This window comes from Peribacillus sp. NPDC097198 (genome assembly GCF_044762055.1).
Taxonomy (GTDB): Bacteria; Bacillota; Bacilli; order Bacillales; family DSM-1321; genus Peribacillus.
Window position 1 is genome coordinate 150,662 of the sequence record NZ_JBIWDO010000004.1, and the last position, 25,949, is coordinate 176,610.

The 25,949-nt window shown below is 39.2% G+C and carries 25 protein-coding genes and 1 riboswitch; of the genes, 23 read left to right on the plus strand and 2 right to left on the minus strand.

Annotation, left to right across the window (positions count from 1 at the left end):
• Positions 1-71: 71 nt before the first annotated feature.
• From ACIQXQ_RS08500 to ACIQXQ_RS08550, 11 genes are all read left to right on the plus strand, one after another.
• A complete protein-coding gene (locus ACIQXQ_RS08500) occupies positions 72-1,232 on the plus strand; it encodes a D-alanyl-D-alanine carboxypeptidase family protein (RefSeq protein WP_402869250.1) in 1,161 nt (386 codons plus the stop codon).
• Positions 1,225-1,818, plus strand: a complete 594-nt coding sequence (locus tag ACIQXQ_RS08505) for a nucleoside recognition domain-containing protein (protein WP_402869248.1) — start codon at positions 1,225-1,227, stop codon at positions 1,816-1,818. The genes ACIQXQ_RS08500 and ACIQXQ_RS08505 overlap by 8 nt, the downstream gene beginning before the upstream one ends.
• Before the next feature lie 2 nt (positions 1,819-1,820).
• Positions 1,821-2,360, plus strand: a complete 540-nt coding sequence (locus ACIQXQ_RS08510) for a spore maturation protein (RefSeq protein WP_402956648.1) — start codon at positions 1,821-1,823, stop codon at positions 2,358-2,360.
• A 277-nt stretch (positions 2,361-2,637) separates the two neighbouring features.
• Positions 2,638-3,378: a pseudouridine synthase gene (locus tag ACIQXQ_RS08515; RefSeq protein ID WP_402869246.1), complete on the plus strand. Its 741-nt coding sequence runs from the start codon at positions 2,638-2,640 to the stop codon at positions 3,376-3,378.
• A gap of 198 nt (positions 3,379-3,576) precedes the next feature.
• On the plus strand, positions 3,577-4,107 hold the full coding sequence (gene resA, locus ACIQXQ_RS08520; protein ID WP_402956650.1) for a thiol-disulfide oxidoreductase ResA: 531 nt from the start codon (positions 3,577-3,579) through the stop codon (positions 4,105-4,107).
• Between the two features lie 18 nt (positions 4,108-4,125).
• Complete coding sequence (resB, locus tag ACIQXQ_RS08525) at positions 4,126-5,772, plus strand: cytochrome c biogenesis protein ResB (RefSeq protein ID WP_402956652.1); 1,647 nt, start codon at positions 4,126-4,128, stop codon at positions 5,770-5,772.
• Positions 5,765-6,943, plus strand: coding sequence for a c-type cytochrome biogenesis protein CcsB (ccsB, locus tag ACIQXQ_RS08530; RefSeq protein ID WP_402869241.1), 1,179 nt, complete (start codon positions 5,765-5,767; stop codon positions 6,941-6,943). Before resB ends, ccsB begins: the two co-directional genes overlap by 8 nt.
• Before the next feature lie 283 nt (positions 6,944-7,226).
• On the plus strand, positions 7,227-7,943 hold the full coding sequence (locus tag ACIQXQ_RS08535) for a response regulator (protein WP_402956654.1): 717 nt from the start codon (positions 7,227-7,229) through the stop codon (positions 7,941-7,943).
• The gene (locus ACIQXQ_RS08540; RefSeq protein ID WP_402956971.1) at positions 7,940-9,733 is read left to right on the plus strand and encodes an ATP-binding protein; all 1,794 of its coding nucleotides are present in this window, start codon (positions 7,940-7,942) and stop codon (positions 9,731-9,733) included. Before ACIQXQ_RS08535 ends, ACIQXQ_RS08540 begins: the two co-directional genes overlap by 4 nt.
• Before the next feature lie 174 nt (positions 9,734-9,907).
• Positions 9,908-10,489: an RNA polymerase sigma factor SigX gene (sigX, locus tag ACIQXQ_RS08545; protein ID WP_402956973.1), complete on the plus strand. Its 582-nt coding sequence runs from the start codon at positions 9,908-9,910 to the stop codon at positions 10,487-10,489.
• The gene (locus ACIQXQ_RS08550) at positions 10,455-11,669 is read left to right on the plus strand and encodes a hypothetical protein (RefSeq protein ID WP_402956656.1); all 1,215 of its coding nucleotides are present in this window, start codon (positions 10,455-10,457) and stop codon (positions 11,667-11,669) included. Before sigX ends, ACIQXQ_RS08550 begins: the two co-directional genes overlap by 35 nt.
• Positions 11,670-11,759: 90 nt before the next feature.
• On the opposite strand, the gene serA is transcribed toward ACIQXQ_RS08550, so the two are convergent.
• Complete coding sequence (serA, locus tag ACIQXQ_RS08555; protein WP_402956658.1) at positions 11,760-13,334, minus strand: phosphoglycerate dehydrogenase; 1,575 nt, start codon at positions 13,332-13,334, stop codon at positions 11,760-11,762.
• A gap of 339 nt (positions 13,335-13,673) precedes the next feature.
• A riboswitch (FMN riboswitch) is annotated at positions 13,674-13,806 on the plus strand.
• A 170-nt stretch (positions 13,807-13,976) separates the two neighbouring features.
• On the opposite strand from serA, the gene ACIQXQ_RS08560 reads away from it, so the two are divergent.
• Positions 13,977-14,549, plus strand: coding sequence for an ECF transporter S component (locus ACIQXQ_RS08560; protein ID WP_402956660.1), 573 nt, complete (start codon positions 13,977-13,979; stop codon positions 14,547-14,549).
• Positions 14,550-14,682: 133 nt separating this feature from the next.
• Here the strand turns inward: ACIQXQ_RS08560 and ACIQXQ_RS08565 are convergent, their stop codons facing one another.
• Positions 14,683-14,931 carry a ferredoxin gene (locus ACIQXQ_RS08565; RefSeq protein ID WP_402869232.1) on the minus strand — a complete coding sequence of 83 codons (249 nt, stop codon included), beginning with the start codon at positions 14,929-14,931 and terminating at the stop codon, positions 14,683-14,685.
• Positions 14,932-15,217: 286 nt separating this feature from the next.
• Between ACIQXQ_RS08565 and ACIQXQ_RS08570 the strand changes: the two genes are divergently transcribed.
• From ACIQXQ_RS08570 to ACIQXQ_RS08620, 11 genes are all read left to right on the plus strand, one after another.
• Positions 15,218-16,285: a YpbB family protein gene (locus tag ACIQXQ_RS08570; protein WP_402956663.1), complete on the plus strand. Its 1,068-nt coding sequence runs from the start codon at positions 15,218-15,220 to the stop codon at positions 16,283-16,285.
• Entirely contained in the window at positions 16,282-17,790 is a 1,509-nt protein-coding gene (locus ACIQXQ_RS08575; RefSeq protein WP_402956665.1) for a RecQ family ATP-dependent DNA helicase, read from the plus strand. The genes ACIQXQ_RS08570 and ACIQXQ_RS08575 overlap by 4 nt, the downstream gene beginning before the upstream one ends.
• Positions 17,780-18,409: a CPBP family intramembrane glutamic endopeptidase gene (locus ACIQXQ_RS08580; protein ID WP_402869226.1), complete on the plus strand. Its 630-nt coding sequence runs from the start codon at positions 17,780-17,782 to the stop codon at positions 18,407-18,409. Before ACIQXQ_RS08575 ends, ACIQXQ_RS08580 begins: the two co-directional genes overlap by 11 nt.
• Positions 18,387-19,127: a LysM peptidoglycan-binding domain-containing protein gene (locus tag ACIQXQ_RS08585; RefSeq protein ID WP_402956667.1), complete on the plus strand. Its 741-nt coding sequence runs from the start codon at positions 18,387-18,389 to the stop codon at positions 19,125-19,127. The genes ACIQXQ_RS08580 and ACIQXQ_RS08585 overlap by 23 nt, the downstream gene beginning before the upstream one ends.
• 148 nt (positions 19,128-19,275) lie before the next feature.
• The gene (locus tag ACIQXQ_RS08590; RefSeq protein ID WP_402869222.1) at positions 19,276-19,734 is read left to right on the plus strand and encodes a DUF2663 family protein; all 459 of its coding nucleotides are present in this window, start codon (positions 19,276-19,278) and stop codon (positions 19,732-19,734) included.
• A 103-nt stretch (positions 19,735-19,837) separates the two neighbouring features.
• Positions 19,838-20,644, plus strand: coding sequence for a metallophosphoesterase (locus tag ACIQXQ_RS08595; protein WP_402956975.1), 807 nt, complete (start codon positions 19,838-19,840; stop codon positions 20,642-20,644).
• A gap of 97 nt (positions 20,645-20,741) precedes the next feature.
• On the plus strand, positions 20,742-21,635 hold the full coding sequence (locus ACIQXQ_RS08600) for a MerR family transcriptional regulator (RefSeq protein WP_402869220.1): 894 nt from the start codon (positions 20,742-20,744) through the stop codon (positions 21,633-21,635).
• Positions 21,636-21,720: 85 nt separating this feature from the next.
• Complete coding sequence (locus ACIQXQ_RS08605; RefSeq protein WP_402956669.1) at positions 21,721-22,296, plus strand: genetic competence negative regulator; 576 nt, start codon at positions 21,721-21,723, stop codon at positions 22,294-22,296.
• A 265-nt stretch (positions 22,297-22,561) separates the two neighbouring features.
• Positions 22,562-23,839 carry a Glu/Leu/Phe/Val family dehydrogenase gene (locus tag ACIQXQ_RS08610; protein WP_402869216.1) on the plus strand — a complete coding sequence of 426 codons (1,278 nt, stop codon included), beginning with the start codon at positions 22,562-22,564 and terminating at the stop codon, positions 23,837-23,839.
• Positions 23,840-23,992: 153 nt separating this feature from the next.
• Complete coding sequence (locus ACIQXQ_RS08615; RefSeq protein ID WP_402956671.1) at positions 23,993-24,961, plus strand: YpdA family putative bacillithiol disulfide reductase; 969 nt, start codon at positions 23,993-23,995, stop codon at positions 24,959-24,961.
• Between the two features lie 18 nt (positions 24,962-24,979).
• Positions 24,980-25,945 carry an asparaginase gene (locus tag ACIQXQ_RS08620; protein ID WP_402956673.1) on the plus strand — a complete coding sequence of 322 codons (966 nt, stop codon included), beginning with the start codon at positions 24,980-24,982 and terminating at the stop codon, positions 25,943-25,945.
• The last annotated feature ends 4 nt before the right edge of the window (positions 25,946-25,949 follow it).

The window sequence follows — 25,949 nt, forward strand, 5'->3', positions numbered from 1 at the left end:
TTATTTAATCATAACCCTTGTCCATTTGCATAAACTTGTACAAAAACAAGTAAAGAAACGGGAGGGCACTCATGCGTTTTCTATATAAAGAAATACCCAAATTGTGTATGGTCATTCTCATGTTTTCTTTTCTAGCACCATTACAGAGCGTTCAAGCCAACGTAGCCGTCAGTGCCCATAGTGCCATTTTAATGGACGAAGAAAGTGGAAGGGTCATTTATGAAGTGAATGCTCACGAAAAGAACCGAATTGCAAGTATCACGAAAATCATGACTGCTATCTTAGCTATCGAATCGGGAGAAATGGATGAGACCGTAACAATCAGTAGTAATGCTTTTGGTACTGAAGGGTCTTCCCTTTATTTGAAAGAAGGTGAAAAGATCAAGCTTGAAGATTTGGTTTATGGCTTGATGTTACGTTCGGGGAATGACGCGGCTGTTGCGATCAGCGAAAAGGTGGGAGGGAGCCTTGATGGTTTCATTTGGATGATGAATCAAAAAGCGGAAGAAATCGGTATGAAGAACTCCCACTTTACGAACCCTCATGGATTGGATAATACCAAGAATCATTATTCAACGGCATATGATATGGCTTTACTCACCCGTTATGCTATGCAAAACAAGACATATGCCAAGATAGCCGGCACTAAAGTACATCGGGCCCCTAACTCGACCGAGAATTGGGATTATGTATGGAAAAATAAGAATCGGCTACTCACGCAATTATATGAGTATTGTACCGGCGGGAAAACGGGCTATACTAAACTTGCAAAGCGGACATTGGTCACTACAGCGACTAAAAATAATCATAATCTTATCGCTGTCACGTTGAATGGGCCGGATGATTGGAATGACCACATCAATATGTATGAATCTGCTTTCAAGAATTACAGTTTGACTGAAATTCTTCCTGAAGGCGCCATAAAGGACATAAAGAATAAAACGTATAGAGGGCATGTTTATTTCAAAAATGATTTTTCCTATCCTCTTACTAAGGACGAAAGGAATTCAATAAAGGTTAAAATGAAATTCCTGAAGCCGAAGAAGAGTTGGGAAGATAAACGAAATATTCCGGAAGTAGTGGGCAAGGCTTATATCTATCTGGATGGAAAACAGGTCGGTTCGCGTTCCATCTTTTATGGTGAAACTGTAGAAAGTTTCAACCAGCAATCTTTTCAATCCTCGTGGGCTGCTCTATTCGAAGCAGTATTGGGAATAGATAGAAATGGTTAATTATATCTGGGTTGGAATGACAGTAATCGGTATAGTATTCGCCATGATTAATGGGACCATGAATCAGGTGAATGAAGCACTTTTTGTTAGCGCCAAGGAAGCTGTCACCCTTTCGATAGGCTTGATGAGCATTCTGGTTTTTTGGCTGGGGTTAATGAAAATCGCGGAAGAATCGGGGCTGCTCGAAAAACTATCCGTTTTGTTCAAGCCTTTAATGAAATGGTTATTCCCTGAAGTCCCTCCCAATCATCCTGCAATGGGCTATATTTTATCCAATATGATGGCGAATACGTTTGGATTGGGAAATGCAGCGACACCATTAGGGATTAAAGCCATGGAGCAGTTAAAGAAATTAAATGGTAATAAAGCGACCGTAAGCCGTTCGATGGTTACCTTTTTAGCGGTGAATACTTCAAGTGTGACATTGATCCCAACGACCGTCATTGCTATAAGGATGAATTACGATGCCGTCTCCCCGACTGACATAGTGTTTCCAACTATCGTGGCTACAGCCATTTCGGCGGTAGGGGGAATAGCGATAGATCGATACTTTTATTACAGGAGAAAGCGGAATGGGAGGGAATAGGAATGCTACAATGGATGACCGCCATTTCGATTTGGTTGATACCACTTTTGATTCTCTCGATTTTATTATACGGTACGTATAAGAAGGTTCCTACCTATGAGACCTTCGTAGAGGGGGGGAAGGAAGGAATCAGTATGTCTTTCTCCCTTATCCCTTTCTTGGTGGGAATGCTCGTCGCCATATCGGTGTTTAGAGCCTCAGGGGCTCTTGATTCCTTCGTACAGGCATTAAAACCGATTCTGGCCTTTCTTCACTTCCCGGCTGAGGTTTTCCCCCTGGCGATCATCCGTCCTATATCGGGAACGGCTGCATTAGGGATGACGAGTGACTTGATTTCCATATATGGTCCGGATTCCTTTGTTGGTCGCTTGGCGGCTACGATCCAGGGAAGTACAGATACGACCCTGTATGTGTTGACTGTATATTTCGGAGCAGTGGGAATTAAAAAAATGGGTGATGCACTCAAGGTTGGCTTATTGGCGGATTTAGTCGGGGTTATAGCAGCAGTGGTTGTGGTCACGCTTGTTTTTGGTACAAAGTAAGCCGAGGAAATGGATGTATCCATTTCCTTTTTTTATTGATATCCTATATTTTACGATTTTAAGAAAAGGATACATTTTTTTGCCATGGAAAATTAAGCTATGTTACACTCATTATGGAAACCAGCCTATATAACAGATCCTAAATGGATGAAATAATAAAAGAAACGGCCATATTCACGAAAAACCTTTTGTTTTTGCCTCGCTATATGTAATAATTGTATGATTGTGTATGTACAGACAATAACAAACGAATGATTATACTATGAGGTGAAGATAGATGGAAAGATTACAAAAGGTAATAGCACATGCAGGATTAGCATCGCGTCGTAAGGCCGAAGAGCTAATATTAGAAGGCAAGGTAAAAGTGAACGGTAAAGTAGTGAAAGAATTAGGTGTAAAGGTAGGTCCTAATGACAAAGTACAGGTCAATGAAATCCCACTCGAGAAAGAACCACCTGTATATTTCGTATTCTACAAACCACGCGGAGTCATTTCAGCTGTTTCGGATGATAAAAATAGAAAAGTCGTAACGGATTACTTCCCATTCGTCCAAGAACGGATTTATCCTGTAGGTCGTCTCGATTATGATACTTCCGGTTTATTGGTTTTAACGAATGACGGGGATTTTGCGAATACACTCATGCATCCAAAACATGAAGTCGACAAAGTGTATGTAGCTAAAGTGAAGGGCATTCCTTTACGTGAGAGCCTAAGGAAATTAGAAAAAGGAATCATGCTTGAAGATGGAAAAACAGCTCCAGCTAAGACCAGAGTACTGACGACTGATAAGAAAAAGGAAACGGCCATTATAGAAATCACTATCCATGAAGGGAGAAACCGCCAGGTCCGTCGGATGTTTGAAGCGATAGGCCATCCTGTAATTAAATTAAAACGGGAGCAATATGGTTTCTTAACATTAGATGGACTGACTGCGGGAGATTCAAGAGAGTTAACTCCCCATGAAGTTAAATTAATGCGGACGATGGCATCGACTGACCCTAAACAGCGGAGAATGTAATACGTTTTTTCTCTTTATTAACAGGTTGAAACCGTTACCCCATTCATCCAAGCGGTTGAATGGGGTGGTGGAAAACAGCCTGTAAATTCCTTTTCTTTCATGATACGAAAAAGGTGTCGACGAATCTTCAAAATATGGTCATCGTGTTACATGTTATATTGGTATGGTGAAATATAGAGCTGCCTTAGGAGGATTTCTATGGATAGAAAAAAGCGACGCCTAGTGAGCAGGACCATCATTCTACTGTTATTAGGTGCAGCTTTAGTGTTTGCCCTTTATACGAACTTCACTAAAGATAAGAATGACAGTCTTCAAAAAGGAAAGGAAGCTCCTAATTTTGTTTTGACTGACATGGCAGGCAAAGAACATAAGTTGTCGGATTATAAAGGACAGGGTGTTTTCCTGAACTTTTGGGGTACATATTGTAAGCCTTGTGAATACGAAATGCCTTATATGGAAAGTCAATATCAAACATACAAGGACCAGGGTGTTGAGATATTAGCAGTCAATGTAGGGGAGTCTGAATATTCGGTCAATAATTATGCTGCAAAACATAATCTTACCTTCCCAATCATGATTGATAAAGGCAGGGAAGTGGAGAATGCGTATCGCGTTGATATTTTACCGGTCACCTTCTTGATAGATAAAGAAGGAAAGGTAATAGATATCATTACCGGAGCCTTGACAGAAGAGAGCATCCAAAAGCATATGGAGAGAATTAAACCATAATACTGGGGAGTTTTTGACATGAAAGAAGTAAAATGCGATTGTGGCCATGTAAATCCATATGGTACAAAAATTTGTGAAGTTTGCGGGAGTATCCTTGATAAAGAAGATAAAAAATTAATTGATATGCGCTATGAGGGAAGTGCCAGACGTTCACAGACTTATAACAAAACGATCATTGATAAAGTCTGGAATTTCTTCTCTTCCGTTAAGGTTGGGGTTACCCTTATAGTCCTGGCCTTGGTTGCTTCTGCAATCGGAACAATATTTCCACAGGAAATGTATATCCCTTCTTCTGTAACACCCGCCGAACATTACCAATCGGAGTATGGAACGTTAGGGAAGTTGTATTATGAATTCGGATTTCATAATTTATACAGTTCATGGTGGTATCTAATCATTATAGCGATGTTGGGCATATCCCTTCTGATTGCAAGTATCGACCGCTTTTTCCCATTATATCGGTCTTTAAAGAAACAAGGAATTACTCGCCATGATGGTTTCATGAAGCGACAAAGGGTATCGGGAGTGACGAAGCTTGATGGCCAGGGAGTAAATTTGGAAGAAGTAAAAGAGCGGTTGAAAAAGCAGCGCTATCATATACGTGAGGAAAATGGGAACATTCTTGCAGAAAAAAGCCGTTTTTCACGTTGGGGCCCTTACGTCAACCATATTGGACTTATCATTTTTTTAATTGGGGCTTTACTACGCTCCGTACCTGGAATGTATATTGATAAAGTGCTTTGGCTAAGGGAAGGCGAGACAAAAGAGATTCCTGGTACAAATGGTGAGTATTATCTTAAGAATAATGAATTCACACTGGAAGTCTATGATAAAGAGAATGAAGAAGACGAGCAATTCAGTGCCGCCATTGATAAAACTGGTACGATAGCTAAGACTTATGAAGCAGATGTGACATTGTTCGAGCGTCAAAATGAAGCGTTGCCAGGTGAAAAAGCAGAACTTGATAAAGTTAAGGATTTTAAAATAAAAGTGAATGAACCCTTGAAACACGATCACTTTGCTTATTATCAGGTGGATTATAAATTGGACGAGCTTAGTACCATGTCTTTTAATCTCATCAATAAAGAGACAGAAGAGAAATTTGGAAATATCACGGTGGATTTGAATAATCCGCAGAAGATGTATGAATTGAATAAAGGGTATTCTGTCGAGTTAATGAGTTATTTCCCCGATTTCGAATTTGATGAAAAAGGAGAACCGACGACGATATCAAAGGTTCCGAATAATCCGGCATTTATCTTTAATATGAAGACCCCAGATAAACCAGATGGAGAAGTGAGTTTCGTAGCTATAAAAGAGACGGTGGAACCATTAGGAGAAAATACATATAAACTGGCTTTTGCTGGAGTTGAAACGAAAGACGTTACAGCTTTGACTGTCAGGAAAGATCTTACATTGTGGATTCTTTTCACCGGGGGAATTATCTTCATGATAGGTGTTATCCAAGGTTCGTATTGGAATCATCGCCGTATATGGATTAAAAGAAATGAGAGTGAGATTTTGATAGCCGGCCATACCAATAAAAACTGGCATGGCATTAAGAAAGATATAAAAAATGCGATTGAATCAACACCACTTTGTGAACCAACAGATTTACTAGAAGAGGAGAAATCTTCTAATAAGGGGGAAGTTTTAAATGGCTGATTTGAGCGGTAATTTATTATATGCGGCCTTCTTTTTATATCTAATTGCGACCTTTATTTTTGGAGGCTCGATAAAGGATAAAAAAGGAGCAGAGGAGAAAAAACAAAATAACTGGGCAAAATTAGGAATCACCTTGACCATTTTAGGATTTGCAGCGCAGGTGGGTTATTTTATTACAAGATGGATTGCTGCGGGCCATGCACCTGTTAGTAACCTGTTTGAATTTACAACATTTTTCGGCATGATGATGGTAGGGGCATTCATCTTGATTTACTTTCTTTATAAAACGCCCGTCCTTGGGTTATTTGCCCTCCCCATTGCATTATTGATCATTGCGTATGCAAGTCTGTTTCCGACGGAAATATCGCCGCTTATACCAGCCTTGCAGAGTGATTGGCTACATATCCATGTAACAACTGCAGCGGCAGGGCAGTCCATTCTTGCCATTAGCTTTATCGCCGCTATCATTTATCTGGTTAAATCGGTGGAACAGACAAAAGCAAGTAAACGGACATTTTTTCTTGAAATCATCATGTATACGTTAGTCAGTACACTTGCACTTGTAATAGTATCCTCCACTTTCTCCATGATGGATTATAAAGCTAGTTTTGATTGGGTTGATAAAAAAGATATGGCAGCCAAACAGGAATATACACTTCCTGCATTGGTTGGTCCTCATGAAGGGGTTATGCTTGAAAAGGGACAATTCCAACCATTGGTGGAGATGCCTGCAATAATCAATGCGAAAAAACTGAACACAGTCATATGGTCGATTGGTGCAGGACTGGTCCTGTATGGCTTGATAAGGTTGATTTCTCGGAAAAGAGTCGCTGCTCTAATAAAACCGCTTGTTAAAAATGTTAATTTGAACTTGCTGGATGAAATCAGTTACCGTTCCGTTTTAATTGGATTTCCAGTCTTCACACTCGGGGCACTTATTTTTGCCATGATTTGGGCCCAGATTGCTTGGACACGATTCTGGGGATGGGACCCGAAGGAAGTATGGGCCCTTATCACCTGGTTGTTTTATGCAGCCTTTTTACATCTGCGTATGTCTAAGGGATGGCAGGGAGAAAAATCAGCCTGGCTTGCGGTCATTGGTTTTGCCATCATGATATTCAATTTGATATTTGTGAATTTGGTTATCGCTGGTTTGCATTCATATGCCTAATTAAGGGAACCTTATCATTAGATGAAGGGGGTCTTTTGATAGTAATGTCGTTAATTTTATCGATATTCCTACCAAACGATCCCTTTTTTATGATTAAAGCGTTATTGCTAGGGAAATAAATCCTAGAGGGCTTTTAGAAAGCTTGTGGTAATTATTGTGACAATATAGTGAAAAGTTAAGGAAGAGCCTATAGAATTGGCTGTTTATCTGGATTTGTTAAGAAATAATATTAGGCATTAAAGCTTTCATTTTGTAAAATAAATGATAGGAGGCTGGTTACGAAATGTATAATGCTATTAAAATTCTTGTGGTGGATGATGAAGAAAGAATTCGCCGCTTGCTAAAAATGTATTTAGAAAGAGAAGAATACATAATTGATGAAGCTGAAAATGGTGATGAGGCTTTAGTGAAAGCTCTAGAAAATGATTATGATTTAATCTTATTGGATATTATGATGCCTGGCAAAGATGGTATTGAAGTCTGTCGGGAGTTGAGAGAGAAAAAAACGACACCTATCATCATGCTTACCGCTAAAGGTGAAGAAGTGAATAGAGTCCAAGGATTCGAAGTGGGGACAGATGATTATATTGTCAAACCCTTCAGTCCACGTGAGGTTGTATTAAGGGTCAAGGCGTTATTGCGCCGTTCTTCCAATGCAAATTACATGCAAACCGAAGCATCAGCAAAAGATGTAATCGTATTTTCCCACCTAACGATTGATAATGATGCCCATCGTGTGCTCGCGGATGGCAAGGAAGTATCTCTCACGCCAAAAGAATATGAATTATTATATTTCTTGGCGAAATCCCCCGATAAAGTTTTTGATCGTGAGCAGTTGCTAAAAGAAGTGTGGCATTATGAATTCTTTGGAGACCTTCGAACTGTGGACACGCATGTCAAACGCTTGCGTGAAAAGTTAAACCGTATATCCGAAAATGCTGCCAAAATGATTGTCACTGTTTGGGGCGTGGGTTACAAGTTCGAAGTTATTAACGACTGATGCTATGGGGCAGTGTTGTTGGTAAGCTTTGGGCAACGATTCTTTTGCTGGTATCCTTTGTTCTGATCGTTTTGACTGTACTTCTGGTTGAATTCTTTGATAATTTTCAGATAGAGAATGTCGAAAATGATTTAACCAAAATGGCACAGCAAATCATTACGGTCACGAATGAACATGGGGGCACTGGAGACGAAGTTCTCCAAATAGCTTCTGAATTGATAGGTGATGAAACGAAAGTGATCATCTTGAATGACAATAAAATGGTCTTTTCATCTGTTGATGAGAATGGGTTTAAGATAACGCCTGAATTCATTAAAGATGATCCCGAATTATTAAAGGTATTTACAGAGAGAAAAACTGTAAAAAAAGAGATGATGCTTTCGACTGAGGGGACAGATGAAGATACATTGTCAGCAATTGTAGTGGGGGTTCCTCTTGAATTAAATGGTCAGCAGGATGAGGTTTTCTTGATTCAGTCATTGGAATCGATGGAAGAAACAACGAAATCCACAACGCAGTTCATCCTCTTAGCTGCAGGGATCGCTATAATATTGACAACGATTTTCGCTTTCTTTTTATCTACGAGAATCAATGCTCCACTAGTAAAAATGAGGGAAGCTGCCTTGGCCATAGCTCGTGGTAAATTTGATACCAAGGTTCCCATCCTCACCCAGGATGAAATAGGTGAGTTGGCCATTGCATTTAATCAGATGAGAAAACAGCTGAAATTCAACATGAATGCCCTCAGTCAAGAAAAGGAACACCTTGCAAGCATTCTCAGCAGTATGGCAGACGGGGTTATTACCTTTAATAAAGATGGTACTATCCTTGAGACGAATCCTCCAGCTGACCGGTTCTTGCAAGCATGGTACTTTGAAAAAGGATACAATCGGGAAGACAATATGAATGTACCATCAGTACTCATGAATCTATTTGACGAATCAGAGTCCTATGATAAGGAACAAGTTGGAGAAATTACTTTACAGGGTAGAAATTGGGGACTGATTGTCAGTCCTTTATATTCAACTGCAGATAATATCCGCGGTGCTGTCGCCATCATCCGTGATATGAGTGATGAACGTCGCATGGATAAACTAAGGACGGACTTCATTGCCAATGTGTCCCATGAGTTAAGGACCCCGATATCGATGCTACAAGGGTATAGTGAAGCCATTGTAGATGATATAGCAGGCAGTGAAGCTGAAAAAATGGAAATGGCTCAGATCATTTATGATGAATCGTTGAGGATGGGACGTTTAGTTAATGATTTATTGGATCTAGCCAGATTGGAATCAGGGAAAATGAACCTTACTTATGACCTGGTTTCCGTCTCCCCCTATTTAAAGAGGATTACAAGTAAGTTCTATGGACTGGCTAGAGATAAAGGGATCACGATTACGACGCATCTTCAAGACGATGGGATCAACTGGAATTTTGACCCTGATAGAATTGAGCAGGTATTGACGAATTTAATTGATAATGCAATCCGTCATACTCCTGCAGGCGGAAAAATCGATGTCATTCAAAAAATGAGTGATCGCAGAGGCTTGATTATAGATGTGAAGGACTCTGGTTCAGGTATTCCGGAAGAAGACTTACCATTCGTATTCGAGAGATTTTATAAAGCGGATAAAGCACGTACCCGTGGACGGTCTGGTACGGGCCTAGGTCTGGCCATTGTTAAAAATATCATTGATGCACATGATGGATATATTTCGGTGAACAGTTTACCAGAAAAGGGAACAACATTCAGCTTTATTCTACCTCGAATATTGGAAAATACTGAATAAATGTCAGATTGCTTGGCAAATAATCTTGATACATGAGAAACAGAGTGGGCAAAGGCAATTGGATTCTCCTAATTGCCTTTGCCCATATTTTATTTGCGGGCAGTATATGGAGTGAATTGGGTAATTAGTATAAAATAAGTATGTAACTTTCATATGAAAATATCGACTATAATTATGAACGGATGTGGAGAAATAATGGATTCCATTTTCCACGATCTTTATGAAAAATATCACCAGGAAATTTATCAATTCATTTATTATATGACCAAAGACCGTGAAACGGCAGAGGACCTGGTTCAAGAAGTTTATATCAGGATAATGAAGGCCTATAATCGTTTTGAAGGCAATAGTAGTGAAAAAACCTGGATGTATTCCATTGCGAGAAATGTGACCATTGATTATTTTCGGAAACAAAAAGGATGGAAGAATAAAATCATTCCCACTATTGATTGGGATGGTCAGATGATTAAAGATAATCAGCCGATTCCCGAAGAAGTGGCCATTATGAATGATAATGTCAGAGAGATATATCGTTGCTTGAATCGATGTACTGTTAATCAAAAAGCAGTCATTATTTTACGGTACATACAAGGCATGTCCATTTCAGAAACCGCGGATGTACTGAATTGGAGTGAAAGTAAGGTAAAAACAACACAACACCGCGCTTTAAAAGCGATTAAAAAAATGATGGATGATTCATCAGAAGAGGGGAGGAATTCCTTTGAAGAAATCCCGTTGGAAAGAAAGAGAAATTGAGGACTTGCTTCGCCAACTTCCGGAGGTAAAAGATAAACGCTCGAAGAAAGAAGTGTTTTCGAGGATAGAAGGTAAGCAAAGAAGAAACCGTAAAAAACTTTGGATTCCTCGTATTGTGGGCATTGCCTCCTTATTCTTAATGATGATCATTGGATCTTCACTGATGATTGGAAAAGATGAATCTCAAGAGCAGGAGGTTAATAGCCACGGCAATGGAAAATTGGCCATTTCAGAAAGTAAGATCATTTTGGATAAGCAAGAAAAGCATGATATTGAATCAAATGAAAAGCAGGATGTAAAGGAAGATATTGAGGGCGAACCAATAGAAAAAAATGAATTGAAAAGTAAATCTCAACAAGTGGAAAAAGAAAAAACACCCATTCGTGCGATTTACTCAGAAGATTTGCAGGGGAAGTCGACAATAACTCTAGGCGTGCCTGATCACCAACAGAATTTTATCGTACCTCTATCTTTTGTAGTCGATACTATCGAAGAAACGGAAGCCTTGGATCAGGTGGTAAAAAAGATGTCGACCATTAATGAGAAAAAATATGGCCTGTCCGATTATTTCCCTCTAGATATTAAGGTATCCCATGTTCCCACCAACAACACAGCAAATATCGAATTACGGGCAGGCAGTAATCTGCTGGATGAGGATATCGTGTTTCTTAGAACCATGGAAGAAACCTTATCCTATCTAAATATTGATAAAGTGACATTTACAACGGACGGAAAATCTGGTGCCAGTTTTGCTCATGCCGGAACAGTAATAGAAGAAGAAATTCCCCAGCACAAGAATCGCACATTCTTTCTTTATCACACGGATAAATCATCTTCAAGTTTCCTTGTGCCTAGCAATATCGATTATCAGAACATGGAAGAGGCCCTACAAGCGGCAAAGGAGGAACCTGGCATAGAAGGGATTTCTTCTGCTCTACCGGAGAGTTTGAAGTGGGAGAACCTAACATATGATGGGGGTTTAGTAACTGTAGAACTGGCACAAGAAGGCCGCTTGAAGAATGATTCAGAGTCGCTTCAAGGTTTGGAAGTCATTCTATTTACAGCTAAAGACTTTGGCTATGCAAAGGTGAAGTTTGTAAACTCCCCTGTAGAAATGGTAGGTTCTCTGAATTTATCGGAAGAGATTACAGTACCCGTTGCTCCTAACTTAGTTAATTAAAGGTCAAGTGCATGCTTGCGATGTGAGAGGCAGATGAGGGTCGTTCAACAAAAAAAGGATGCCCGCTAGTGGGGCATCCTTAAGTGGAAATTATAAAGCTATTCGGGCCATGAAAGTAATTTCTTGTGTTTCCTCTAAGAATTGCTTCATATTATCTTCTAATGGTTTATCGAAACTCAATACCATGATAGCTTCCCCGCCAGCTTCTTTACGACCAACTTGCATAGTCGCGATATTTACGGCATGATCACCAAGAATTTTACCGACGTTACCGATTACTCCAGGTTTATCAGTGTGTTGGATATAAAGTAAATTAGCTTCTGGATGGAAATCAATTTTGAAACCATTCAGATTGACAATCCGGGAACCATAGTTCTCGATATGAGTACCACTAATGGTTAATTCGCGAGTGTCGCCTTTTACTTTTAGACTGATCAGGTTAGAATAACCTAGAGAGTCAGTAGAAACCTTTTCGCCAATGGTAATGCCACGCTCTTTAGCAACCAATAGCGCATTCACTTCATTAACTGAAGCATCTACTCTTGATTTGAAGAAGCCTGCTATTAGGCTTTTTGTTAGAATAGCGGTGTCGAAGTCCAATGACTCACCTGCATAAGTTACGGAAATCTCCTGAATGCCTTCTTTCATGCATTGTGAGGCAATGGAGCCCATTTGTTGGACTAGTTGATAGAATGGCTGAACCTTTTCAAACACCTCTTTAGAAATGGCTGGAAGGTTAATTGAACTTGATACAGGATTACCTTCAAAATAGGTTAATACTTCTTGGGCGACTTGAACGGCAACATTCAATTGGGCTTCTTTAGTGGAAGCTCCTAAATGAGGAGTAGCGATGACGTTATCAAGTTCAAGTAATTTATGGCCAAGCGGTGGTTCTTCAACAAAAACGTCCAATGCGGCTCCAGCTACATGTCCCTCGACAATCATTTCATATAAATCATCTTCATCAAGGATTCCGCCACGTGCACAGTTTAATACGTACACGCCTTTTTTACAGGTTAGTAACTTTTCTTTATTGATTAACCCTCTAGTTTCGTCCGTTAGAGGTGTATGTACAGTGATTATATCTGCTTTAGGGAGCAATTCATCTAAAGTCAGGGAAGTTACGGACATTTTTTTTGCACGATCAGCTGTTAAGAATGGGTCATAAACTATGACTTCCATGCCGAAAACTTTTGCGCGTTTGGCAATCTCTCCACCAATTCGTCCGAAACCAACAATACCTAAAGTTTTTCCGCGAAGTTCCGTTCCTGTATAAGAAGATCGTTTCCATTCTCCATTTTTCAGGGAAGCATAAGCTTGCGGAATATGGCGCATCAAAGAAGCCATCATGGCAAATGTATGTTCAGCTGTTGAAATTGTATTTCCGTCAGGAGCATTCACAACAACGATTCCTCGTTTTGTTGCAGCAGGAATGTCAATGTTATCAACGCCGACACCTGCGCGAGCAATGATCTTTAGTTTTGGCATGCGGTTCATTAAATCTTCTGTAACTTTTGTTGCACTTCTAACCAGTATTGCATCGATCTGATCAAGTTCGTTTGCTGCTTCTTCTACAGTCTTCTGAATAAGAAGAATATTGGATGCCTCTGAAAGCGGTCCGAGTCCTTCTGGTTTGATGGCATCTGCTACTAAAATCTGATACACGTGTAAACACCTTCCTAGGTAAAATTCTCTTAAATTTCAGTTAATTTTACAATTGAAATAGGAAAACTGTCAATTTGGCATACCTATATGTAAGCGCTTTAATTAAATTTACTTTGAAATTCACTCGTCCAAAACCGCAAGGGCAAAGGGTTTGAGTCGTAATTTTCTAAAAATAAAAATTATTTTAGACCGAGTAAAACGTCGTGATTATAAATACATATTTTGTTTAAAATGAATAAAAGTGTAATATTTGATTGTCGTAAATTCATAGTTGCGATGAAAATACTATTCAAAAAAAGAAAAATCATTTATAATGAAAATTGTAAATTAATTTTATAGGTCTATCTTCGGGGCGGGGTGTAACTCCCCACCGGCGGTGATGAAGAAAAATTCTTCTAAGCCCGCGAGCCTTAGGGCAGGATTTGGTGAGATTCCAAAGCCGACAGTATAGTCTGGATGGGAGAAGATGGAGGTTCCTGAATGCGTTCAAACAGTCAAGTGCTGAACGTTTGTTTGATGAAACCTTTAATTTATCCCTTTAATTCTGTCGGAATTAAGGGGTTTTTTATTGAACATCAACATTCATGAAGGATCCCTAACCTCTTTTTCAAGGTAGATCAAGAAAAAGAAGGAGAGAGAACTATGAAATCGAACAAAGTTAAAAAGATGGTCACACTTGCAATGCTAGGAAGTCTTTCCTACCTACTAATGCTTTTGAATTTTCCATTTCCGGGATTTCCGCCTTTTCTGAACATTGATTTTAGTGACATCCCAGCACTGATGGCGGCATTGATTTTCGGACCGCTTGCAGGAGTTTTAGTTGAATTCCTGAAAAACTTATTGGATATGGTCATGACTGGAAGCGATACGGGTGTACCGGTTGGACATATCTCTAACTTTATAGCGGGGGTATTATTCATACTGCCAACATATTATGTATATAAAAAAATAAGTTCGAAAAAAGGAATGACATTTGCCTTGCTAGCCGGGACAGTTTCCATGGCGCTAATTATGAGTGTCTTGAACTATTATGTCTTTTTACCGGCATATACTTTCTTTATGGGATGGGATGCCATGACCGCACCAGAGTCAAGACAATTCGTAACTGCGGCAATACTCCCTTTTAACATCATTAAAGGGGTGCTCATCACTTCCGTTTTCATGCTATTATTTGTTAAACTCCAAACATGGATCAATAAAACAAGTGTTATATAAACATGCTTAATATATAAAAAGAGGCAGAAACCACCAGATTATAACTGGGTTGTTTCTGCCTCTTTAATGTATGGGGAGAGTTTTAAAAAATACATAAAAAAAGCCATTCTCAAAATGAAAATGGCTTTTATTCTTATTCGAATTTTAAAGCGTCGCCCTCGAATGATTCGTCTGCGACTTTGATAGAGTCTGTGGGGCATCCTTCAAATGCATCCATCATGTCATCTATAAGAACATCGGGGATTTCAACGATTCCTTCGTTATCATCTAGCGTAACAAAAGCAATTCCTTCATCATCATAATCATAGATATCTGGTGCTGCAGCTCCACAAGCTCCACAAGCGATACATGTTTCTTTATCAACAATAGTAAATTTAGCCATGAATAAAACCCCTCCTAAGTTGATTTACAACTCAAAACCTTTTTATTATAGATTAACATCTCTTCCTTATTGTAAGACCGAATGCCGAACTTATCAATAGAAAATGTAACGATAATACGGCAGTATATGAAAAGTCAACACAAATTATTGGGAAAATTTCTTTATAACGAGTACGTATTTAGTTGTTTATTCACAAATATCGTTGCATATATGACATAAAAAAAGGCGGTATTTGCAGATTTTTGTTACAATATAATTGGATAAATGGAACAAGGATGTGAGTTTCATGAACAATTATCTTCAAGCAATCATTTTATATGCGATACAAAAGTTCCAAGGTGAGCGTTCCATCTACGCAATTTATCATATGCTTCAGGGTAAAAAATCGTCCCAGACTATTCAGGATGCGCATTTATTTGGTCTGACGAATATATTTGGGACTATGCCTCGTTTTACCCGGGAGGAGTTATCTCAAAACATAAAATTGTTTCTTGAACTGAAACTAATCGAACCAACGGAAAAAAATGATGTGTATTTGATTAGTGAACAAGGAGGAGGGGCGTTGGCCTCTTATTTCAAAAAGTGGCCTCTTCCTTTATCACTAAATGGGTGGAAATACCAAAACATCACCCCGGATTTTTGGAGAAGACTCAATCTTCTTATCCAAACTATATCCCATATTGTCCACAATGAAAGGCCTTTTTATCCGATACAACAGAATCAACGAGTACAGGAATTCGTAAAGGGTTTTTTATATGCCAACCAACAAAATCGAGAGTTACTTGCTCAGCATCTTTTTGATGAATTGGTCACCCTCTTAGAGATGCAAAGTGAGTTGAACCGTGACATTTTTGTTTTGAAAATTACGGGAGTCAATCGAATCGGACTTACGTTTGAGCAGATTGGAAAAAGGAAAGAAATTGATGAGTGGTTTGTGCACTACGTTTTTCTCGATTCATTGCATCAAATGCTCGCAGAGATATCAACAGTACGCGATTACCCTCTGTTGGCTTCTCTAATCCATGATTGGAAAAATGGTGGGCATCCTCATCTAACACAATCGACACATACGACTCTGCAATATATTCAGGCAGGGAAAACGCTACAGGAAATTGCAGAGATTCGTCGTTTAAAAGGAAATACGATTGAGGATCATCTCGTAGAAATCGTGCTATCGGACAAAAGTTTTTCGATAAATGACTATGTTCCAATAGAGGATGAAGACAAAATCATTACGGTCATTAAACGGTTGAATACGAGAAAACTCAAGGTAATCAAGGAAGCTGTCGATAATGAGCAAATTAGTTTTTTTCAAATAAGGCTTGTACTTGCGAAAATAGGTGATAGAGGATGAACTTGAATACAGTCCTGAAAGATAAATTTGGATTTGACAATTTTCGTCCTGGACAGCATGAGGTAATCGAATCCTTGCTAGAAGGGACCCACACATTGGCAATGCTTCCCACAGGGTCTGGTAAATCATTATGTTATCAACTCCCTGCTTACCTTATCAATAAGACGGCTATAATTGTTTCGCCGTTATTATCCCTGATGCAGGATCAAGCGGATCAGCTTAAGATGAGAGGGGAAAAAAGTGTTCTGACCCTCAATTCTTTTTTGACCGCGTATCAAAAAAAACAGGCATTTGAACGATTGCAAACGTATCGGTTTATTTTTCTGTCTCCCGAAATGCTTGGGCTAGAAAGTGTAATCCAGTCTTTAAGGAAAATTGACATAGGCTTATTTGTCATTGACGAGGCGCATTGCATTTCTCAATGGGGATATGATTTCAGGCCGGATTACTTGAACTTGGGAGAAGTGAGGCGTAAGTTAAATAACCCATTAACGCTTGCCTTGACGGCAACAGCAACAAAAGAAGTACGGGAAGATATTATCAGGAAATTGAATATATCCCAACATAAGGAAATCGTTTCATCCGTTGATCGGGAAAATATCGCGATACTTGTGGAAAATATATATAGCTACGAAGAAAAGCTTGCCCGTGTCCTCTCGCTTGTCAGGGAATTCCCAGGTAGTGGAATTATTTATTTTTCTTCGAAAAAAGTGGCTGAAGCGGTCTCGGGTTTTTTACAGGAAAATGGAGTCGGTAGTGTCAATTATTATCATGGTGGTATGGAACAGGAGCAAAGAATGCTCATTCAGCAGCAATTCATCTTGGGCCAGTTAAAAATCATTTGTGCAACGAGTGCGTTTGGAATGGGAGTCAATAAAGCTGATGTTAGATTTGTCATCCATTTTCATATCCCATCCACAATGGAATCATACCTTCAAGAAATAGGGAGGGCAGGCCGTGACCAAAAACAAAGTGTAGCCATTTTACTATATAGCGAAGGGGATGAAGGACTTCCGTTGCATTTGATGGAACAACAGCTACCAACTGACCATCAAATTGAGGCCGTTTGTTCGTATTTAAATGAAGCGAAAAGAAGTATGGCTGATTTAAGTCTTTCTGAAAAAGAGCATCTTCTTCAGAGCTTTTCCTTGAATGATATTCAATTCCGTTTTTTTACACAATTTCTGACGGATGATGACTCACTATTGCATAGAACAAGGATGAAAGACTATTGTCATACAAGAAAGATGCAAAATCAGGCAAAGCTGAACGTTTTTTTGAATTGGATTCATACTAAAATATGTAGGCGTTTGGGCATTTTGCATTATTTTGAAGAAGAGCAGCGAAAAGGGAATGACGTATGTTGCGATCGTTGTGGAATAGATGCAAAAAATATCTTGGATGTATGGCCGGCAGTAAAGGAACAGCAGGGTAATTCATATTCTACATGGAAACAGGAATTAGCTTTTATCTTATTGGATAAGGATAATGGGCATGAAAAATAAGCAGGCGCAATTAATTAAACAGCTGACAGACAAACAGTTACTATATAATTTGTTCCTGACCCAAATTATTCTCTTAACGATTGGCTTTTTTTTAGGTATTATCTTATTTGAAGATTTTTCTACCTTTCGTTCTTTATTTGACATTAAAGATATGGATATTTTGTTGATAGGTGTCCCTGCTGGAATCTTAGTGGTCATTTTTGATGTGGTCATGATGAAAGTGACCCCTGTTTCCTATCAGGATGATGGTGGAGTCAATGAACGCATTTTCAGTAGCCTACCATATCCCATGATCTTTATCGTCTCTTTGTTAGTAGCGGTTAGCGAGGAATTATTATTTCGTGGTGTTATGCAGACACATATAGGCTTATTGTGGACGAGCATTATCTTTGCGGCGGTTCATTATCGTTACTTATTTAATTGGTTTTTATTTTTGAATGTGACGCTTTTAAGCTTTCTCATCGGATTTTTGTTTGAATGGACCCAAAATATTTTAGTGACGATCACAGCCCATTTTTTAATAGATTTTATCCTCGGTATATTAATAAGACATAAGTATGTAAAGCTGGCAGTATGTGAAGAGGGTGGTGACTTAGATGAGTCGTGTAAAAGAGAATGAAAACGATCAAGCTGGAGAACTTCGTACGCGATCCGATCGTCATAAGGTGAAGTCATCTTTACCAAAAAGAAGTGAGGTTCATCAGAGTAAAAAGAAAAAAAGCAAAGTGAAGATAAAGTTCCCAATGATTAAATTATTATCGCTATTTTTCATTTTGCTTCCTATAGGATTTTATAGTCTTTATACATACCTTCAGGATAGGCCTGAAAAGGATACCAAAAGTAGTGAAGTGGTGAATTTTAGTGATGACGAAGAAACTATAGAAGAGGCTGTGCCGACAACGGCAACGGCCGGGGATATTAAGGAAAAAGAAGAAAAAGATACTGCTAAGCTTAAAGAAAAAAAGCAAGAGGAAGATAAGGCTGCAGAAGAAAGAGCAAAGAAAAAAGCCAAACAAGAAGCGGAAGCAAAGGCTAAAGCAGAGGCGGAAGTAAAAGCCAAACAAGAAGCGGAAGCAAAGGCTAAAGCAGAAGCGGAAGCGAAAGCCAAACAAGAAGCAGATAATAAAGTAGCTTCTGGGGATGCCGCAGCTACCAAATCGGAGGCTGACGGATATAAAGTTGTTTACCATACGGTTCAGGCAGAAGAGACATTGTTCAGGATTGCGATGAACTACTACAAATCGCAGGAAGGCATTGCGCTAATTCAGAAATGGAACGGGCTGAATGGCAATGAGATTTCGAAGGGACAAGTCTTGAAGATACCACTGAAAAAGTAAAAGCAAAAGCACTCTGTCTCTTAAGATCGACAGGGTGCTTTTTTTCCTAAGGTTGGGTTATTTATAGTAAAGGTCCGCCCCCATTATCATTTTTTCCAAGACAACCTCATATCATGATTTGAAGGATTAGGAAAGAGGGGGAAGATAAATGGAACCGGCAATCATTTTATTGGATGATAAAACCGATCAGGCGGCAAAACAAATGTTACAGAATGTTGTGGTCCGCAAAAAAAAATTCGAGACGCTCAAAAAGAAGCATCTTCATAGTTTATGGGCAACAATGATTATCGCTGCTCTTTTCTTGATATATCTTTATTTATATATAGTTGTTCCTTATTCCTATTCGTTCTTTAAGATGTTCAGTGTCTTTGTTGACCATTTTAGCCATTTTTTATTTTTGGCTGCGACGACCGGAATCTATGGTTATATGATGATGATCAAAAAGAAAATGGATAAAGCAGAAAAGGAATTTCAATTGCTTCGATGTGAAATTATCAACAAAAGCAAACAGTTGTGGGAAAAAGAGGATGAATGGAAAAATCGGCACAAGGTATTTGACATGATGAAGAAGAACTATGATATTAACTTATTTCATGAAAATAAATAAACTCCTAGTTAGGAATATTGAATAGCGGGTATTATGGTTTTATGAGTAAGTTTCGGAAGGATTTCGGTAATTGAAAAGAAAGAAGGTTTAATGAAAGATGTTTTTGGTTTATGTGTTTTTGGGTTTGGTACTGCTTATATGTGTGATGGTTTTTTACATGTGGCGTACAGCTAAACAAGATAGGCTACTTATCCAGGATTTATATTTCAGCAACTTTCCGGAAGGATTTGGGGAAATTCGGATTTTTTTTATTTCCGATCTACATCGGAGAATCATATCGGATCGTTTAATCGAAGATGTCGTTGGTAAAGCGGATTTAGTCATTATTGGAGGGGATATTAGGGAAAGTGGAGTCCCTTTAGAGCGGGTAGAAAAAAATATCTTGAAACTGAAAGAGATTGGTCCTATATATTTTGTATGGGGGAATAATGATTACGAAGGGGACTTTCATGAATTGGATGCCTCACTTCTGAATCTCGGGGTCAAGATATTGGATAACACTTCCGTTTCTTTTGAGTCGGAGTCAGGAGAAAAGGTTGCTCTCTTAGGCATAGATGATATTTCAGTTGAAAGAGACAGACTCGACCTTGCTCTTTCGGACTGCGGGGATGAGCATTTTCGGATTTTGATCAGTCACAATCCACTTGTTAAAGAACAACTAAAGTCAGAAAATCGTATCAGTCTCGTTCTTTCGGGGCATACCCATGGTGGGCAGATACGCATATTTGGATTTGGCCCATATCGTTTGGGAGGCATAAGGAACGAAACGGAATGCATGTACATAACTAGTAATGGATATGGGACAAGTACTGTGCCATTAAGGCTTGAGGCAAAGCCGGAAACCCATCTGTTCACATTGAAAAAAGGGAAATCTACAGAATATGGAGAGGTTTTGGAGAAAATCTATTAGGCCGTTAACTCAATGAGCATATTTGAATTTTACAGAGTGGAATTAATCCACTATAATTTCATCAATGATGTTCTGTTATTGGAGGCCTTGTAAACTTATGCAAGAAGGTAAATATAATATTAAGGCAGTTTCTAAACTGCTAGGTATCCAGCCAGGTACTTTACGGGCGTGGGAAAGACGTTATCACTTTATTGAACCTATCAGGAATGATTCAGGTCACAGATTGTATACGGAAAAGCATCTGCAAATCCTAAAGTGGTTAATCAATAAAACAGACCAAGGGTTCACGATTAGTCAAGCCGTTTCGTTGCTTGAAGGATCTGAAAGGATAGCGGAAGATGTCCACGAAACCAAGCAAAATAATGAACAAACGCTCAAATTAGCGAATGAACTCCTTGATGCACTGTTAAGCTTCAATGAAAATAAGGCCCAGCTGATTATTAGTCAGGCATTCAGTATGTACAGTATCGAGCAAACGGTAGTTGAAGTACTTGGAGGTATCTTGGTTCAAATAGGCAATAAATGGGAAAATGGTGAAATTACTTCAGCCCATGAACATTTTGCTTCATCCATTATCAAAGCTAGAATCAGTTCGATTATGCATACTATCCCGACAAGTGGTTTATTGCCAAAAGCACTAACCGTTTGTGCGCCAGGGGAAAAGCATGAATTCGGTTTGCTGATTTTCACAATCTTCTTAAAAAGAAAAGGGTATGAAACGGTTTATTTAGGTGAATCGATAGCTGATGAAGACCTCTTTACTGTATTGAATATAATCAAACCATCTTACCTCTTTATGTCATGTTCGCTTTCTGAGAATCTCCCGGGAACTTTAAAGTTGATAGATGAGCTATGGCAGGAGTTCCCTGACCTGAAAATAGGTCTTGGGGGAGAAGCGCTGAATCATCTTTCTGACGATGACCGTAATAAATTCAAGCATGTATTCATTGGCGGTCTCCAATCGGATTGGAATAAGTGGTTGAAATTTTAATGTTTTCCTCATAAATAATGGATATGCACCTTGAGACCAAGTCTTCATATGATGTATGAAGATGGAAACCAGGGGGCATTTTTTTATGAAACTGGAACGATTAACGAACAATAAGATTAAGATTTTTTTGACCCTCGATGATTTAATTGATAGAGGCATCACAAAAGAAGACATCTTAGGGAATTCCTTGAAAGTGCACAAATTGTTTCAAGATATGGTGGAAGAAGCTTGTGAAGAGCTCAGTTTTAAAATGAGTGGTTCGATTGCCATTGAAATATTTTCCCTACCTGCTCAAGGGTTGATCATTATAGTAACGAAGGATGAAGAAGAATTATTTACTGAGGAAGAAGAATTTCTGGATTTGCAGGTTAAAGTTGATGAATCTTCCCATATTCTTTATGTTTTCCACGATTTTGAAGATGTAATTCAGTTGTGTCATCGTCTGACCCTCCAAGGGATGCTCAATAGTGCCCTTTATTTTTATGAAGGAAAATACTATTTATTGATTGAGGGTGTTAGGGATGCAACTTATGAAACGGTCATCTCCCTTGCAGCCGAATATGGCCATGCTTCGACGCTGACATTATCCCGCATAAATGAATACGGAACCCGCCTAATTGAAAAGGAAGCCATACATGTTTTAATCACGCATTTCATTTAGTAGAAAAGAGGAGACAGGGCAGACACTTCAAATATAGCCGAAAACGGTTTGCCTGGATAACCTCGTTCCTTTTCGGTTTAACCTCTAAGATTAGGGGAAGTATCAAGTATATAAACGTAAATGTTACCGTTTTCATTTTTTGAATATTTCTAACTTTTAAATTCCCATTTTTACTCTTTGCTTTAATATTGCGAAGGTGTATACTAGCACTGAAGAGCACTTATCACTAATAATAATGGATCTAGATTATATAGGGGGTACTATAATGGAATCGGCAAAAGGGAATAGCCATGTGAATGAGGAAGAAAAACATGACGTGCTAAAGTCTACCCAGACAGTAATACATAAAGCACTGGACAAACTGGGGTATCCTGAAGAAGTATTTGAGCTTTTAAAAGAGCCTTTACGATTATTGACGGTGAAAATGCCAATTCGTATGGATGATGGTTCCGTCAAAATTTTCACAGGATATAGGGCACAGCATAATGATTCTGTTGGTCCTACAAAAGGTGGCATTCGTTTTCATCCGAATGTGACGGAACGTGAAGTAAAAGCACTGTCCATTTGGATGAGCTTGAAATGTGGCATTGTTGATCTTCCTTATGGTGGTGGGAAGGGTGGAATTGTATGTGATCCACGTAATATGTCCTTCCGGGAATTGGAGAGACTTAGCCGGGGTTATGTCCGTGCAATCAGCCAAATCGTAGGACCCACAAAGGATATTCCTGCACCAGATGTATTTACTAATTCACAAATCATGGCGTGGATGATGGACGAATATAGCCGTATAGATGAATACAACTCGCCTGGTTTCATTACTGGTAAACCTCTTGTACTAGGTGGATCTCATGGACGTGAATCTGCAACAGCTAAAGGTGTGACCATCTGCATTAATGAAGCGGCTAAGAAACGCGGCATTGATATTAAAGGGGCACGAGTCGTCATACAAGGATTTGGGAATGCAGGTAGTTTCTTAGCGAAATTCATGCATGATGCCGGTGCTAAAGTGATCGGTATATCCGATGCCTATGGTGCACTTCATGACCCAGATGGTTTGGATATTGATTATTTACTTGACCGTCGAGACAGTTTCGGTACGGTTACAAAACTGTTCAAAACGACAATCACTAATCAAGAACTTCTAGAATTGGATTGCGATATTTTGGTTCCAGCCGCCATTGAAAACCAAATCACGGAAGAGAATGCTTCAAACATTAAAGCTTCCATCGTGGTTGAAGCGGCCAATGGACCGACTACTATAGAAGCTACGCAAATTCTAACGGATCGTGGAATCTTATTGGTTCCTGATGTCTTGGCTTCGGCTGGGGGCGTTACCGTATCTTACTTCGAATGGGTCCAAAACAATCAGGGATATTATTGGTCTGAAGAAGAAGTTGACGAAAAGCTCGAAAAAATACTAGTGAAATCATTCAATAACATTTATGATCTTTCCCAATCCAGACGTGTTGACATGCGATTGGCAGCATATATGGTCGGTGTTAGGAAAATGGCAGAAGCATCTCGCTTCCGTGGATGGATTTAATAATTTAATGATGTATGATTAACTTGTATTGCTAGAGCGTACGAGCATTATCATTGAAAAGATATGTAAAAAATCCTATCATTTAATGATAGGATTTTTTAATAGGAGAAGAATATAACTTAATATTATTGTTGGAAAGGCAGTGCGTGTAAAATGAATGAAGAAGAAGTAATTATAATCGGTGGGGGCCCATGTGGACTGTCAGCTGCTATTGCTCTAAAAGAAGAGGGAATTCAGGCCCTTGTTATAGAAAAAGGAAACGTAGTCGATTCCATTTATCGATATCCTACCCATCAGACCTTTTTCAGTTCCAGTGAAAAGTTAGAAATAGGGGATACGGCATTCATTACCGAAAATCGGAAACCCGTGCGAAATCAGGCACTGGCCTACTATAGGGAAGTTGTCAGGAGAAAAGAATTACGGGTACATAAGTTCGAGAAGGTTGAAGAAGTGAGAAAACAGGATGACGGACGCTTTTTCGTTAAAACATCTAAAGGTAATTATACGGCGTCACGTGTCATCGTAGCTACAGGTTATTATGATCATCCTAATTATATGTGCATTCCGGGCGAAGAGCTTCCTAAAGTGTTCCATTATTTCAAGGAGGGACATCCTTACTTTAACTGTGACGTTACTGTCATTGGTGGTAAAAACTCAAGTGTGGATGCAGCACTGGAATTGGTCAAGGCCGGGGCAAGGGTTACAGTCCTTTATAGAGGATCCGAATTTTCTACAAGTATTAAACCATGGATTCTTCCTGAGTTCGAGTCATTGGTTCGTAATGGTAAAGTCGTGATGGAATTTAACGCCACTGTAGATAAGATCACTGATGATAGTGTGGCTTATCATGTTGGTGACGTGCAAAAGGTAATTAAAAACGATTTTGTATTTGCCATGACGGGTTACCACCCCGATCATTCATTTTTAGCAGCAATGGGCATTTCGATTGATCAAGAAACAGGAAGACCTACTTATGATGAGAAGACGATGGAGACAAATGTTGAAGGCCTTTATATCGCGGGTGTCCTGGCAGCAGGAAATAATGCCAATGAAATTTTCATTGAAAATGGCAGGTTCCACGGCGGATTAATTGCTCAACATTTAGCTTCAAAGGATATGTAAATAAGGAGCTGGGTAACAATGCAGAAAATATCATTAATCACGACAGGTGGAACGATTGCAAGTAAAGAAACCACGGGCGGCATGTTATCATCAGGCGCTTTGAGTGGAAAAGAGTTGGCATCCCTTTGCGAGCTACCAAAGGAAATTGAAGTTAAACTGGTTGATCTTTTTCAAATACCGAGCATGTCCATGGATTTAGATAGAATGGATGAACTTAAACAAGCAATTCAAGAAGAATTGAAAGATCCGGATGTGGCTGGAATAGTTGTGACCCATGGTACGGATACATTAGAGGAAACGGCTTTCTTCTTGGATCTCACAATTAATGACAATCGCCCGATTGTGGTGACGGGTTCGCAACGGTCTCCGCAAGAAGTTGGAACAGATGTGTATTCCAATTTAAGAAACTCTATCTTAACTGCTGCGAGCCCTCTTCTTGAAAATGTAGGGGTAGTCGTAGTTTTTAACGAAAGGATATATTCGGCAAAGTATGTTAAGAAAGTACATGCTTCCAATTTACAAGGATTCGAATCCTATGGGTATGGGTACTTGGGGATTATTGATAACGAAGTCGTTAGCATCTATCAAAAACCATTATACAGGGAGAGTTTTGAGATTCAACGTAATATACCGAGAGTTGATATCATCAAATGCCACACTGGCGCCGATGGTATTTATATTAAGGCTTCTGTCGAACATGATGCCAAAGGAATCGTACTTGAGGGGGTTGGTAGAGGTCAAGTAACCCCGCACATGGTGCCTGCCATCCAAGATGCAATCGATAAAGGGGTTACCATCGTCATGACTACAGCTGCTGAGGAGGGGAAGGTATACCCCGCATATGACTATGTAGGTAGTGCTGCAGACTTAAAGCATAGAGGAGTGATTCTGGGCGCGGATTATGACAGTAAAAAAGCGCGTATTAAATTAGCAATCATTCTGGCGAGTGAAGCAGCTATAGACGGAAAGCACTTTAAATATTGACCAA

What these genes read in the sequence shown, in the direction of transcription:
- resA (WP_402956650.1), top strand. Translation starts at nt 3,577, where the DNA reads ATGGATAGAAAAAAGCGACGCCTAGTGAGCAGGACCATCATTCTACTG.
- ACIQXQ_RS08585 (WP_402956667.1), top strand. Translation starts at nt 18,387, where the DNA reads ATGAGTCGTGTAAAAGAGAATGAAAACGATCAAGCTGGAGAACTTCGT.
- sigX (WP_402956973.1), top strand. Translation starts at nt 9,908, where the DNA reads ATGAACGGATGTGGAGAAATAATGGATTCCATTTTCCACGATCTTTAT.
- ACIQXQ_RS08590 (WP_402869222.1), top strand. Translation starts at nt 19,276, where the DNA reads ATGGAACCGGCAATCATTTTATTGGATGATAAAACCGATCAGGCGGCA.
- ACIQXQ_RS08565 (WP_402869232.1), bottom strand. Translation starts at nt 14,931, where the DNA reads ATGGCTAAATTTACTATTGTTGATAAAGAAACATGTATCGCTTGTGGA.
- ACIQXQ_RS08505 (WP_402869248.1), top strand. Translation starts at nt 1,225, where the DNA reads ATGGTTAATTATATCTGGGTTGGAATGACAGTAATCGGTATAGTATTC.
- ACIQXQ_RS08610 (WP_402869216.1), top strand. Translation starts at nt 22,562, where the DNA reads ATGGAATCGGCAAAAGGGAATAGCCATGTGAATGAGGAAGAAAAACAT.
- ACIQXQ_RS08535 (WP_402956654.1), top strand. Translation starts at nt 7,227, where the DNA reads ATGTATAATGCTATTAAAATTCTTGTGGTGGATGATGAAGAAAGAATT.
- ACIQXQ_RS08605 (WP_402956669.1), top strand. Translation starts at nt 21,721, where the DNA reads ATGAAACTGGAACGATTAACGAACAATAAGATTAAGATTTTTTTGACC.
- ACIQXQ_RS08510 (WP_402956648.1), top strand. Translation starts at nt 1,821, where the DNA reads ATGCTACAATGGATGACCGCCATTTCGATTTGGTTGATACCACTTTTG.
- ACIQXQ_RS08580 (WP_402869226.1), top strand. Translation starts at nt 17,780, where the DNA reads ATGAAAAATAAGCAGGCGCAATTAATTAAACAGCTGACAGACAAACAG.
- ACIQXQ_RS08500 (WP_402869250.1), top strand. Translation starts at nt 72, where the DNA reads ATGCGTTTTCTATATAAAGAAATACCCAAATTGTGTATGGTCATTCTC.
- ACIQXQ_RS08560 (WP_402956660.1), top strand. Translation starts at nt 13,977, where the DNA reads ATGAAATCGAACAAAGTTAAAAAGATGGTCACACTTGCAATGCTAGGA.
- ACIQXQ_RS08515 (WP_402869246.1), top strand. Translation starts at nt 2,638, where the DNA reads ATGGAAAGATTACAAAAGGTAATAGCACATGCAGGATTAGCATCGCGT.
- ACIQXQ_RS08600 (WP_402869220.1), top strand. Translation starts at nt 20,742, where the DNA reads ATGCAAGAAGGTAAATATAATATTAAGGCAGTTTCTAAACTGCTAGGT.
- resB (WP_402956652.1), top strand. Translation starts at nt 4,126, where the DNA reads ATGAAAGAAGTAAAATGCGATTGTGGCCATGTAAATCCATATGGTACA.
- ACIQXQ_RS08575 (WP_402956665.1), top strand. Translation starts at nt 16,282, where the DNA reads ATGAACTTGAATACAGTCCTGAAAGATAAATTTGGATTTGACAATTTT.
- ACIQXQ_RS08620 (WP_402956673.1), top strand. Translation starts at nt 24,980, where the DNA reads ATGCAGAAAATATCATTAATCACGACAGGTGGAACGATTGCAAGTAAA.
- ccsB (WP_402869241.1), top strand. Translation starts at nt 5,765, where the DNA reads ATGGCTGATTTGAGCGGTAATTTATTATATGCGGCCTTCTTTTTATAT.
- ACIQXQ_RS08570 (WP_402956663.1), top strand. Translation starts at nt 15,218, where the DNA reads ATGAACAATTATCTTCAAGCAATCATTTTATATGCGATACAAAAGTTC.
- ACIQXQ_RS08615 (WP_402956671.1), top strand. Translation starts at nt 23,993, where the DNA reads ATGAATGAAGAAGAAGTAATTATAATCGGTGGGGGCCCATGTGGACTG.